The sequence below is a fragment of the Mycobacterium sp. genome (assembly GCF_036490025.1).
GTDB lineage: Bacteria > Actinomycetota > Actinomycetes > Mycobacteriales > Mycobacteriaceae > Mycobacterium.
In genome coordinates, this window is the sequence record NZ_DASXEP010000178.1 from 1 (window position 1) to 12,015 (window position 12,015).

The following is a 12,015-nucleotide window of genomic DNA, read 5'->3' on the forward strand; positions in this document are numbered from 1 at the left end:
GAATATCGTCGTCCAACCTTGCCGTCAACGCTGTCAGCCAGCGCTGCTGCAGCGACAACAACAGACCCTCCTCGCTGCCGAACAGTCGCTGCACGTCGGGCATGCTGCCGTTGAAATCAAGTGCGGCGTCGGCGTTCTCGACGCCTCGACCGATCAGGTCGGCCATGAAAACCATCCGCTCGTGGTGCTCTACCCATGTCATGCCGATGACACTAGGAAGCTTCGGCGGCTCCGACATCGTGCCGCGGTCCGGTTTTCAGCCTGCTACTACGGTCGGAGTCGAACACCGCCCACGGCAGGATGTTTTCGGTGCCGATCCCTTCTACGATGAGCCGATGTTGCGCGTGACACAGCAATATGTGCGCGATCTGATCGAACGCCGCAGTGACCTGATCCCCATCGGCCACTCCTGGCCGACAGTCTTGGTCACCGACACCACCATGGTCCTCATCCTGGTGGGATCAATCGTGCAACGGCCGGAGACTGATCTGCCGGTCGCCATGGTCGCGGCCGCGCTGGCGATTTCGCCGTTCCTGTTGTTCTTGGTGTCGGGGCTCAACTTCAGTCCGGCCCTGGTGTGGATAACGGCATGGATCGCGGCCGCAATTCTGTTGTTCGCCACCTCGACACCCATTGCCAGCGATTTCGCCCCGTTGCTCCTGGTGCTGCTGACGGGGATGGTTGGATCACAGACTCCGCCGGTGTACGGAGCACTTGCCGCCGCATCGGGCGCGGCGCTGCTCATCGCGGCATTCGCTGCGCACCGCCTCGGCATGCTCACGATGAATCTCAGCGTCCTCGCGCTGGGCTGGCTGGTGGGCTATCTGATCCGAACTCAGGCGCAGTTGCTACTCAAACAGCAGGAAATGCAAACCGAACTGTCCGAGCACGCCGCCCACGACGAGCGGCGCCGCATCGCAAGGGAGGTGCATGACGTCATCGCGCATTCGCTGTCGGTCACGTTGTTACACGTCACCGGGGCACGGCGCGCGCTGGAGCAAGATCGCGATGTCGACGATGCGGTCGGCGCGCTGACCGACGCCGAGCGGCTGGGCCGCCAGGCAATGGCCGACATCCGACGCACCGTCGGGTTGCTCGAAGCCGGTCCGACGAATGGGTCATCGCCTGTGCTGGTTCCAGAGCCGAGTATCGCCGACATTCCGGAGTTGATCGACGATTTCGTCCAGGCCGGGTTGCCGGTTACCTTTCGCGCCGACGGCGAGCCCGAACTGGTCTCGGCGGCGGTCGGATTGGCGCTCTACCGGATCACTCAGGAGTCGTTGGCCAACATCGCGAAACATGCTCCGGCATCCACAGCGCAAGTGGGTCTGGAGATTTCGCCGGCAACGGCGATACTGTCCGTGCTCAACGACCTACCGGTCCGGGTGCCTGACGTCGCGACGCGCGATGGCCGTGGTCTGCCAGGTATGCGTCAACGAGTCGAACTGCTCGGTGGCGTGATCGATGCCGGCCGATGCCCGCAGGGGTGGTCGGTGCGGTCGAAATTCCGCTGGCTGAGCCGAACCAACGCTCGTGGCGGCGCCCACGCTGAGATGGCCACCCCCGACATCACCGTGCTACTGGTCGACGACCAAGAACTGGTCCGCTCCGGGCTGCGCCGGATTCTGCGCCGCAAGGACGGATTCGTCATCGTCGCCGAATGTAGCGACGGTGACGAGGTCCCCCGCGCGGTCGCCGAGCACCAGCCCGCCGTGGTGGTGATGGATCTGCGGATGAAACGGGTAGACGGCATCGAGGCCACCCGCAGGCTTTCCGGGCCCGGGTCGCCACCGGTGCTGGCCCTGACCACGTTCAACGACGACGAGTTGCTGTCCGGCGCATTACGTGCGGGCGCTTCGGGATTCGTGCTCAAGGACTCGTCGGCAGAGGAGTTGATCCGCGCCGTGCGCGCAGTCGCACACGGCGACAGTTACCTCGACCCGGCGGTCACGTCACGCGTGCTGACCACGTATCGGCGCGTCGCCGGTGAGCGTCGATCCGAAGCCGTGGGCGAGGTGACGGCGCGCGAACGCGACGTGCTCCGGCTGATCGGCCAGGGCCACTCCAACGCCGAAATCGCCGACGAGCTCTGCATTTCCGAGCTGACCGTTAAAAGTCACATCGGCCGGATCTTCGTCAAGCTGCAACTGCGCGACCGCGCGGCGGCCATCGTCTACGCATACGACCACGGACTCGTCACACCGCGGTATCCCGTCCAAGACTAGGCGCCAACCTTGTCCCCGACGTCGCCGATGACGTTGCGCAGCACCACTTGCCCGTCCGCGAGGCGATACGTCGCGCCCACGATCGCCAGGTCGCCGGCGGTGATCGCTTTGGCGATGGCCGTCGAGCGCTCCACCAGTTGGGTGCCGGTCTCGACCACGTGGCGTGCCTCGAACTCGTCGGCCCGAGTGAGGCCTTCGCGGCGGCCCAGCAGGATCGACGGCGTCACCCGCTCGACGAGGTCGCGCACATAACCGCCCGGAAGCACGCCGTCGTCGAGCGCCGCCAGCGTCGCCTTGACCGCACCGCAGCGGTCGTGACCGAGGACCACGATCAGCGGCACACCGAGCACCACCACCGCGAACTCGATCGAGCCCAACACCGCGGAGTCGATCACGTGCCCTGCTGTCCGGACCACGAACATGTCGCCCAGGCCCTGATCGAAGATGAGCTCGGCGGCGACCCGACTGTCGCCACAGCCGAACAGCGCCACTGTGGGCGTCTGACCGTTGGCCAGGCTGGCCCGGTGCTGGACACTTTGGCTCGGGTGTTGAGGCTGGCCGGCGACGAACCTCTCGTTACCCTCTTTGAGTGACTTCCACGCGGTTACCGGATTCGTGTTGGGCATGGCGCTCATTCTGCCGTAGCAGGCTATGAAGCTCTCACCAACGCAGCGCGAACTTCTGGACTGGTACGACTGCTCGCGGCGCGACCTGCCGTGGCGGGAGCCCGACGTGACGCCGTGGCAGGTTCTGGTCAGCGAATTCATGCTGCAGCAAACGCCGGTGTCACGAGTAGAGCCGATCTGGCGCGACTGGATTGTGCGTTGGCCGACGCCCTCGGCGACGGCGGCGGCCAGCGCGGCCGACATCGTCCGGGCCTGGGGCAAGCTGGGCTATCCCAGGCGGGCCAAACGCCTGCACGAATGCGCCACCGTCGTCGCCCGCGATCACGGCGATGTGGTTCCCGACGACGTCGACATTTTGCTCACCCTGCCCGGGGTCGGCAGCTACACCGCGCGCGCGGTCGCCTGCTTCGCCTACCGGCAGGCGGTGCCGGTAGTGGACACCAACGTGCGTCGGGTGGTGGCTCGGGCCGTACACGGCCGGGCCGACGCCGCGGCGGCGTCCACTGTTCGCGATCACGCCGAAGTGTCGGCGCTGTTGCCGAAAGATTCGTCAGCGCATAGGTTTTCCGCTGCGCTGATGGAACTGGGCGCCACTGTCTGCATCGCGCGGACGCCGCGGTGTGGGCGGTGTCCGCTGAGCGTGTGCCGATGGCGAGAAGCCGGCTTCCCTCCGTCGGAAGGTCCGGCTCGTCGACCGCAGGGCTACGCCGGAACTGACCGCCAGGTTCGCGGCCGGCTGTTGGATGTGCTGCGCGCCAGCGAGTTCCCGGTTGCCCGTGCCCAGCTCGATGTCGTATGGCTGAGCGACACCGTGCAGCGCGACCGGGCTCTGGACTCATTGCTCGCCGACGGACTGGTGGCAAGGACCCGCGATGGGCGATTCGCCCTGGCCGGTGAAGAGGGCTAGGGCGAATCCAGAAACGGCTCCACCGCTTGGCGATACAGCTGCGGCGCCTCGTCGTGCACCAGGTGACCGGCATCGGGTACATGCAAATAGGTTGTGCGATAGCCATTTTCGTTCATCGAGCGCATCTGCCCGGCAGGCGTCACCGAGTTGCCGGCCTCGACCAGCAGCACCGGACAGCGCACAGCCCGCCAGTGTGCCCAGTAATCGCGGGTGCCCCATTCGGCAGCGATCTCGATCCACCGGGAAGTGTGGCCGTGCAGCCGCCAACCAGATGCGGTTCGGTCGAAGGCCTCCAGGAAGTACCGGCCGGCGATCTCGCCGAACTCTGCGAATACTTTTTCGGCAGAGTCGAATTCGACCGGCAGATTATGCAGCCCCGGCTCCCACGGACCGGTGGTCCGGCCGCGGAAGTCCGGTGCCATGTCTTCGACGACGAGCGCCGAGACGAGCTCGGGGTGCTCGGCGGCCAAACACCAGGAGTGCAACCCGCCCATCGAATGCCCGACCAGCCGGACGGGGGTGCCCAGCGCGGCCACGGCGTCACCCAAGTCAGCAACGAAACGTTCGGTGCTGATCGGATATGGGTCGGCGACCTCGCGACCGCGGTGCCAGGGCGCGTCGTAGGTGTAGACAGTGCCCAGCTGCGTCAGCCACGGGAGCTGACGCGACCAGGTGCTGCCGCGGCCCATCAGGCCGTGCACCAAGACCACCGGTTCGCCTCGTCCGCCACGAGGGGTCAGCAGATCAGCGGCCATGCACCTATCTTCGCGTGCTTTGGGCCACGATCGGGCGGCACGGTAACCTAGCGCCATGCCAGTGGTGAAGATCAACGCAATCGAGGTGCCCGCGGACGCCGGCCCCGAATTGGAGAAGCGGTTCGCCCACCGCGCGCACGCAGTCGAGAATTCGCCGGGCTTTCTCGGCTTCCAGCTGCTTCGTCCCGTCAAGGGCGAAGACCGGTACTTCGTGGTGACCCAGTGGGAGACCGAAGAGGCGTTCCAGGCGTGGGCGACCGGGCCAGCCATCGAGGCACACGCCGGCCATCGGCACAATCCCGTGGCGACCGGCGCCTCGCTGCTGGAATTCGAGGTTGTGTTAGACGTTGCCGGCAACAGCCCGCAGGGCAAGTAAGCCCAGCGCGGGGCACGGCTGTCGCCGCGTCGCGGCCCTGGCAGCCGTCGCGCTACTCACCGCCCTGACCCCGGGTTGCGCCCCGCCGCGACCGCCTTCCGCGAACGCAGCGGGCGCGGGCCGGGAGATCGACATGAGGACTCCGGCCGGGCTGCGCGCGCAGCAAACCCTGGACATGCTGAACTCCGACTGGCCGATCGGCCCCGTCGGAGTCGGCACCCTGGCCGCCCCGAAGATGGTCAAACAGGTAGAGACCATCATGGAAAAGCTGTGGTGGGACCGGCCGTTTACGTTGCGCGGCGTCGATATCACAGCCGGCACAGCCACCCTGCAGTTGGCAACGTCTTACGGTGCGCGGCAAGACATCCGGATACACACTGCCGATGACACATTGGTGGACGGGTTCGACGTCACCACCAATGCCCCGACTATCTCGTCGTGGCATGACGTCGACGAGGTGTTGCGCACGACCGAAGCCCGCTACTCATGGCAGGTCAGCAAGATCAATGGCGGCCAGTGCGAACGGATGGCGGGCACCAACCCCGATTTGTCACTCCCGTTGGCGTCGATCTTCAAGTTGTACGTGCTCTATGCCGTGGCAGATGCAGTGAAGGCCGGCACGGTGTCCTGGGACGATCAGCTGACCGTGACCGACAAAGGCAAAGCCGTCGGTTCGGCCATGGATTTGCCGGTGGGAGCCCACATTTCGGTGCGCGCCGCCGCCGAGAAGATGATTGCCACCAGCGACAACATGGCCACCGACATGCTGATCGAGAGGGTCGGCCGCCAGGCCATCGACGACGCACTTACCGACACCGGCCATCACGATCCGGCCGCGATGACGCCGTTTCCGACGATGTACGAACTGTTTTCGGTGGCGTGGGGCCGGCCGGACGTCCGCGAGCAGTGGAAGCAAGGCACGCCGAAAGAACGCGCTGTGATGCTGCAAGAAGCGGATTCCCATACCTATCAACCGGATCCGATGCGCGCTCATGTGCCCGCATCGCAGTATGGCGCGGAATGGTATGGCAGCGCCGAAGATATCTGTCGGGTGCACGTAGCGTTGCAGGCCGGCGCCGTGGGCGCGGCCGCACCCGTCAGGAAGATCTTGGATGCCTCTCCGGGTGTCAACCTGGATCGCGGACAATGGCCTTATATCGCCGCGAAAGCCGGCGGCCTGCCGGGCGACCTGACGTTCAGCTGGTATGCCGTCGACCGGACCGGGCAGCCGTGGGTGGTGAGTTTCCAGTTGAACTGGCCCCGCGACCACGGGCCAGGCATTACCAGCTGGATGCTGCAGATCGCCAAACAGGTCTTCGCGCTGATACCCACGTCATAACAAATGGGCGGTCACCCGATCGGTGACCGCCCATTTGTTTGTTTTGTTTACTCGCCGCTGGACGGTGGGCCACCGGCGGCGGGCGCGCCGGCGTTCGCCAGGTCGGGCTGCTCGGCCGGCTTGCGGGCCCCGGTAAAGGTGAACACCGCGTCGTCGCTGGCACCCTCGCCGTCCCAGTTGTCCACGTCCACCGTGACAACCTGGCCGGGGCCGACCTCTTCGAACAGGATCTTCTCGGACAGCTGGTCCTCGATCTCCCGCTGAATGGTGCGCCGCAGCGGACGAGCACCGAGCACCGGGTCGAAGCCGCGCTTGGCCAGTAGCGCCTTGGCCTTGTCCGTCAGCTCCATGGTCATGTCCTTGGCCTTGAGCTGCTTGCCCACCCGCCCGATCATCAAATCGACCATCTCGATGATCTCTTCGCGGGTCAGCTGGTGGAAGACGATGATGTCGTCGATGCGGTTGAGGAACTCCGGGCGGAAGTGCTTCTTCAGCTCGTCGTTGACCTTCTGCTTCATCCGCTCGTAGTTGTTATCGCCGCCACCCTGGGTGAAGCCCAGCCCGACCGCCTTGCTGATGTCGGCCGTACCCAGGTTGGAGGTGAAAATCAGCACCGTGTTCTTGAAGTCGACGGTACGACCTTGGCCATCGGTCAGCCGGCCATCCTCGAGGACCTGCAACAGGCTGTTGTAGATCTCCTGGTGCGCCTTCTCGATCTCGTCGAACAGCACCACCGAGAACGGCTTGCGCCGCACCTTCTCGGTGAGCTGGCCGCCCTCCTCGTAACCGACGTATCCCGGCGGGGCACCGAACAGCCGCGACGCGGTGAACCGGTCGTGAAACTCGCCCATGTCGATCTGGATGAGCGCGTCGTCATCGCCGAACAAGAAGTTGGCCAACGCCTTGGACAACTCGGTCTTACCCACACCGGACGGGCCGGCGAAGATGAATGAGCCGGACGGGCGCTTCGGGTCCTTCAGCCCGGCACGGGTACGGCGGATTGCCTTGGAGACGGCCTTGACGGCGTCCTCCTGGCCGATGATCCGCTTGTGGATCTCGTCCTCCATGCGCAGTAGCCGGGTGGTCTCGGCCTCGGTGAGCTTGAACACCGGGATGCCGGTCCAGTTACCGAGCACCTCGGCGATCTCGTTGTCGTCCACCTCGGCGACAACGTCGAGATCGCCTGAGCGCCACTGCTTTTCACGCTCGGCGCGCTGGCCCACTAGCTGCTTTTCGCGATCGCGCAAGCTGGCCGCCTTCTCGAAGTCCTGCGCGTCGATCGCAGACTCCTTCTCCCGGCGGGCATCGGCGATCTTCTCGTCGAACTCGCGCAGGTCTGGCGGTGCCGTCATCCGGCGAATCCGCATCCGGGCGCCGGCCTCGTCGATCAGGTCGATCGCCTTGTCCGGCAGGAACCGGTCGTTGATGTAGCGGTCGGCCAACGTGGCGGCAGCGGTGATCGCGGAGTCGGTGATGGACACCCGGTGGTGCGCCTCGTAGCGGTCGCGCAGACCCTTGAGGATCTCGATGGTGTGCTCCACCGTCGGCTCGCCCACCTGCACCGGCTGGAACCGGCGCTCCAGCGCGGCATCCTTCTCGATGTACTTGCGGTACTCGTCCAGGGTGGTCGCGCCAATGGTCTGCAGCTCGCCGCGGGCCAGCTTGGGCTTCAGGATCGACGCCGCGTCGATCGCGCCCTCGGCGGCACCGGCACCGACCAGGGTGTGCAGCTCGTCGATGAACAGGATGATGTCGCCGCGGGTGTTGATCTCCTTGAGCACCTTCTTCAGGCGTTCCTCGAAGTCACCGCGGTAGCGGCTGCCGGCCACCAGCGAACCCAGGTCCAGGGTGTAGAGCTGCTTGTCCTTCAGCGTCTCGGGGACCTCGCCGTGCACGATCGCCTGCGCGAGACCTTCGACAACCGCGGTCTTGCCGACACCGGGCTCACCGATCAACACCGGGTTGTTCTTGGTGCGACGGGACAGGACCTGCATGACCCGCTCGATTTCCTTTTCCCGGCCGATGACCGGGTCCAGCTTGCCCTCCATGGCGGCCGCGGTCAGGTTGCGACCGAACTGGTCGAGCACCAGCGACGTCGACGGGCTGCCGGACTCGCCGCCACGGCCACCGGTACCGGCCTCTGCGGCCTCCTTGCCCTGGTAGCCGCTCAGCAGCTGAATCACCTGCTGACGCACCCGGGTCAGCTCAGCGCCCAGCTTGACCAGAACCTGGGCGGCGACGCCTTCACCCTCTCGGATCAAACCGAGCAGAATATGCTCGGTGCCGATGTAGTTGTGGCCGAGCTGCAGTGCCTCACGCAGACTCAGCTCGAGCACCTTCTTGGCGCGCGGGGTGAACGGGATGTGTCCGGACGGGGCCTGCTGGCCCTGGCCGATGATCTCCTCGACCTGGCTGCGGACGCCCTCCAGCGAGATGCCCAGTGACTCCAGCGACTTTGCGGCTACGCCTTCGCCTTCATGGATGAGGCCCAGCAGGATGTGCTCGGTGCCGATGTAGTTGTGGTTGAGCATCCGGGCCTCTTCTTGCGCCAGGACGACGACCCTGCGGGCACGGTCCGTAAAACGTTCGAACATCAGCGGTTACCTGCTCTTCCTCACCATCGGTACTTCGTCATTCTCGGCACAGGGGCCGACACCGCGTACCTGTCTTCCACTGTAGTGGGCGACGGGCCGGGCTTCCCACCTTGCGGTCGGCGAACCCCCACGCCGGGATCCCCGGCTACCCGCAGCTGCAACAGAGCAACGCGCGAAGACCACGAATCGTTTCCCGCTGCACTGGTCGATCAGTTCGCCACCAGCGAAAGCGGGTCTACCGGCGCCCCCGGTCAGGTCGCGGCGTGGAAGGCGTCGATGACGTCGGCCGGGATTCGGCCGCGGGTCGACACATTGTGGCCGTTGCGACGGGCCCAATCCCGGATTGCCGCACTCTGCTCGCGATCGATGGCTCCGCGGCCCCGGCCCGAGCTGGAACGTCCGCGCCGACGGCCACCGACCCGGCGAGCGGCCTCGACCCACTGCTTCAGGTCGTGGCGGAGTTTCGTCGCATTCTTGGCCGAAAGGTCAATCTCATAGGTCACGCCGTCGAGCCCGAATTCGACGGTTTCATCGGCGGCACCTTCGCCGTCGAAATCGTCTACAAGGGTGACGGTCACTTTCTTCGCCATTGGCTGAGCCTCGTGCTTTCTTCTTAGACACTTGCCATACAAGACAGGTGCTTGGACCGCCCCCGTCGCATCAATCTGCCATACGCAGACGGGTTATTCAATACACCCTCACAGCAGCGCTCAGCTGCTATGCGGACGCACAATAGGAAATAATACTGTCTCCCTTATTGACAAGCCGGTCAAAGCCATCAACAACCGATCGATGCCCATTCCGGTTCCTGTGCATGGCGGCATAGCGTGCTCGAGGGCAACAAGAAAATCCTCGTCGAGCAGCATTGCCTCGTCGTCGCCGGCGGCTGCGGCCCGCGCCTGCTCGGCGAATCTTTCCCGCTGCACCACGGGATCGATCAATTCCGAATAGCCGGTGGCGAGTTCGAACCCGCGGATATACAGGTCCCACTTCTCGGTGACACCTGCGATGCTGCGGTGCTGGCGCGTCAAAGGCGTTGTTTCCACTGGGAAATCCCTGACGAAGGTGGGCGCCGTCAACTCGGAGCCGACGGTGTGTTCCCAGAGTTCCTCGATCAGCTTGCCGTGCCCGTATCCGCGATCGTCGGGCACCTCCACGCCGAGTCCCGCAGCGATAGCGAGCAACCGATCGACAGCGGTGTTTGGTGTGATCTCTTCGCCAAGAGCCGCAGATAGTGACGCATACATTTCTATCGACGCCCATTCTCCGTCGATGTCATAGGCACTGCCGTCGGGCAGCGAAAGTTGTCGACTACCGATCGCCTCGTCAGCCACCTGTTGAATGAGCTCGCGGGTGACAACGGCGGAATCGTCATACGTTCCATACGCCTGATAGGTCTCCAACATGGAAAATTCCGGAGAATGTGTGGAATCTGCTCCTTCGTTTCGGAACACGCGATTTAGTTCGAAGACCCTGTCAAACCCACCGACTACGCAGCGCTTCAGGAACAGTTCCGGCGCAATCCGCAGGTAGAGATCGATGTCGAGCGCATTGGAGTGCGTGACGAACGGCCGGGCCGCCGCACCGCCCGCCAAAGTCTGCAACATCGGGGTTTCGACTTCCAGAAAGCCGCGTTGCTCCAGAGCGTTCCGTAATGCGCGAATGACGGCGATCCGCTGCCGAGCCACCGTGCGGGCCTGGGGGCGGACGATCAGGTCGACGTAGCGTTGCCGCACCCGTGACTCTTCGCTCATCTCCTTGTGCGCCACCGGCAGCGGTCGCAGCGCCTTGGACGCCATCTGCCAACTGTCGCCGAGCACCGACAACTCACCGCGTCGCGAGCTGATCACCTCGCCGTGGATGCTGACGATATCGCCGATATCGACGTCGGCTTTCCATTCGTCGAGTGCTTCCTGCCCGACGCCGGCGAGGCTGAGCATGATCTGCAGTTGGGTGCCGTCGCCCTCTTGGAGTGTGGCGAAGCACAACTTGCCCGAGTTGCGTGCGAACACCACCCGGCCGGCAACTGCGACGACGTCACCGGTGGTCGAATCCGCCGGCAGGTCGGGGTATGCGGCGCGGATCTGTGCCAGCGTGCGGGTGCGGCCGACCTCCACGGGATAGGGATCGCGGCCCTCGGCCGCCAGGCGAGCGCGTTTGTCCCGGCGAATCCGGAACTGCTCGGGGATATCTGCGTCGCCGGCGTTCACGACCTGCCAGCTTAAAGGACTGTGGACCGCGGTCAGTGCGCAGACGGAGCCACGAAACAGAACCAGAGGTCCTGATCCCGGCCCGGGTGCGACCTTAGCTTCTGTTTCGCGACATAGGACGAGCCTTCGGGCAGTCAGCGTGCGGTCTTGAGCCGTCCGCGCTGGCTGTCCCGGTTGCGCTCGAACACCAGCCGCAGCCCTTGCAGAGTCAGGTGCTGGTCGTAGTGATCGACCGAATGCAGCTCCGCGAGCAGCAACGGCGCGGTGTGGCCGGTGGCCACAACGGTGACCTCATTTCCTGGACCGCCGGCGAACCCGTCGACGTCGTCGCGGATCCGGCCGACCAGGCCGTCCACCAACCCGGCGAAACCGAACACCGCCCCGGCCTGCATGCATTCCACCGTGTTCTTGCCGACCACGGAACGGGGACGGGCCAGCTCGACCCGGCGCAAAGCGGCCGAGCGTGCCGCCGCGGCATCGGAGGACACCTGTATGCCGGGCGCGATCGCACCGCCCAGAAACTCGCCTTTGGCGGAGACCACGTCCACGCAGATCGAGGAACCGAAGTCGATCACGATTGCGGCGGTGCCGTATTTTTGAAATGCCGCCAGACAGTTGACAATCCGGTCTGCCCCCACCTCTTTGGGGTTGTCGACCAGAAGGGGAATGCCGGTGCGGACACCAGGCTCGATCAGCACGTGCGGCAGCGTCGGCCAATACTGCTCGAGCATCAGCCGCACCTCGTGCAGCACCGACGGCACCGTGGACAGCGCGGCCGCGCCGGTGAGTTGGTCCGAATCGTCACCGATCAGACCATCGATGGTCAGCGCCAGCTCGTCGGCGGTGACTTCAGCTTCGGTGCGAATCCGCCACTGTTGCACGACATTCGCATGCTCCTTGGAGCCGGAGACCAGCCCGACGACGGTGTGCGTATTTCGGATGTCGATGGCCAGCAGCACGACTAGTTATCCTTCCTCGGGGCG

Annotated in this window: 10 protein-coding genes and 2 pseudogenes; 5 read left to right on the forward strand and 7 right to left on the reverse strand. The window is 65.0% G+C overall.

Translation table 11 applies throughout. The features are described from left to right. A pseudogene (locus tag VGG53_RS20880) lies at positions 1-202 on the reverse strand (hypothetical protein); the annotation flags it as partial. A 664-nt stretch (positions 203-866) separates the two neighbouring features. Here VGG53_RS20880 and VGG53_RS20885 point away from each other — a divergent pair. Continuing rightward, positions 867-1,040, forward strand: a pseudogene (locus tag VGG53_RS20885) (histidine kinase); the annotation flags it as partial. A gap of 513 nt (positions 1,041-1,553) precedes the next feature. Further along, positions 1,554-2,225: a response regulator transcription factor gene (locus tag VGG53_RS20890; RefSeq protein ID WP_331520032.1), complete on the forward strand. Its 672-nt coding sequence runs from the start codon at positions 1,554-1,556 to the stop codon at positions 2,223-2,225. On the opposite strand, the gene VGG53_RS20895 is transcribed toward VGG53_RS20890, so the two are convergent. Next, on the reverse strand, positions 2,222-2,851 hold the full coding sequence (locus VGG53_RS20895; RefSeq protein WP_331520011.1) for a carbonic anhydrase: 630 nt from the start codon (positions 2,849-2,851) through the stop codon (positions 2,222-2,224). The genes VGG53_RS20890 and VGG53_RS20895 overlap by 4 nt on opposite strands. 25 nt (positions 2,852-2,876) lie before the next feature. On the opposite strand from VGG53_RS20895, the gene VGG53_RS20900 reads away from it, so the two are divergent. Continuing rightward, positions 2,877-3,758, forward strand: a complete 882-nt coding sequence (locus VGG53_RS20900; protein ID WP_331520012.1) for an A/G-specific adenine glycosylase — start codon at positions 2,877-2,879, stop codon at positions 3,756-3,758. On the opposite strand, the gene VGG53_RS20905 is transcribed toward VGG53_RS20900, so the two are convergent. Next, entirely contained in the window at positions 3,755-4,513 is a 759-nt protein-coding gene (locus tag VGG53_RS20905) for an alpha/beta hydrolase (RefSeq protein WP_331520013.1), read from the reverse strand. The genes VGG53_RS20900 and VGG53_RS20905 overlap by 4 nt on opposite strands. A 55-nt stretch (positions 4,514-4,568) precedes the next feature. On the opposite strand from VGG53_RS20905, the gene mhuD reads away from it, so the two are divergent. Then, positions 4,569-4,889: a mycobilin-forming heme oxygenase MhuD gene (mhuD, locus tag VGG53_RS20910; protein ID WP_331520014.1), complete on the forward strand. Its 321-nt coding sequence runs from the start codon at positions 4,569-4,571 to the stop codon at positions 4,887-4,889. Beyond that, a complete protein-coding gene (locus VGG53_RS20915) occupies positions 4,861-6,228 on the forward strand; it encodes a serine hydrolase (RefSeq protein ID WP_414689020.1) in 1,368 nt (455 codons plus the stop codon). The genes mhuD and VGG53_RS20915 overlap by 29 nt, the downstream gene beginning before the upstream one ends. A 47-nt stretch (positions 6,229-6,275) precedes the next feature. On the opposite strand, the gene clpC1 is transcribed toward VGG53_RS20915, so the two are convergent. From clpC1 to VGG53_RS20935, 4 genes are all read right to left on the reverse strand, one after another. Continuing rightward, a complete protein-coding gene (gene clpC1, locus VGG53_RS20920) occupies positions 6,276-8,822 on the reverse strand; it encodes an ATP-dependent protease ATP-binding subunit ClpC (RefSeq protein ID WP_331520015.1) in 2,547 nt (848 codons plus the stop codon). Positions 8,823-9,073: 251 nt separating this feature from the next. After that, a complete protein-coding gene (gene lsr2 / locus VGG53_RS20925) occupies positions 9,074-9,412 on the reverse strand; it encodes a histone-like nucleoid-structuring protein Lsr2 (RefSeq protein ID WP_331520016.1) in 339 nt (112 codons plus the stop codon). A 120-nt stretch (positions 9,413-9,532) separates the two neighbouring features. Beyond that, a complete protein-coding gene (lysS, locus tag VGG53_RS20930; protein WP_331520017.1) occupies positions 9,533-11,032 on the reverse strand; it encodes a lysine--tRNA ligase in 1,500 nt (499 codons plus the stop codon). Positions 11,033-11,166: 134 nt separating this feature from the next. Then, positions 11,167-11,991, reverse strand: a complete 825-nt coding sequence (locus tag VGG53_RS20935; RefSeq protein WP_331520018.1) for a type III pantothenate kinase — start codon at positions 11,989-11,991, stop codon at positions 11,167-11,169. Positions 11,992-12,015 lie beyond the last annotated feature (24 nt).

Coding starts and splice junctions, on each gene's coding strand:
- VGG53_RS20900 (WP_331520012.1), top strand. CDS start 2,877: ATGAAGCTCTCACCAACGCAGCGCGAACTTCTGGACTGGTACGACTGC.
- lsr2 (WP_331520016.1), bottom strand. CDS start 9,412: ATGGCGAAGAAAGTGACCGTCACCCTTGTAGACGATTTCGACGGCGAA.
- clpC1 (WP_331520015.1), bottom strand. CDS start 8,822: ATGTTCGAACGTTTTACGGACCGTGCCCGCAGGGTCGTCGTCCTGGCG.
- mhuD (WP_331520014.1), top strand. CDS start 4,569: ATGCCAGTGGTGAAGATCAACGCAATCGAGGTGCCCGCGGACGCCGGC.
- VGG53_RS20905 (WP_331520013.1), bottom strand. CDS start 4,513: ATGGCCGCTGATCTGCTGACCCCTCGTGGCGGACGAGGCGAACCGGTG.
- VGG53_RS20890 (WP_331520032.1), top strand. CDS start 1,554: ATGGCCACCCCCGACATCACCGTGCTACTGGTCGACGACCAAGAACTG.
- VGG53_RS20895 (WP_331520011.1), bottom strand. CDS start 2,851: ATGCCCAACACGAATCCGGTAACCGCGTGGAAGTCACTCAAAGAGGGT.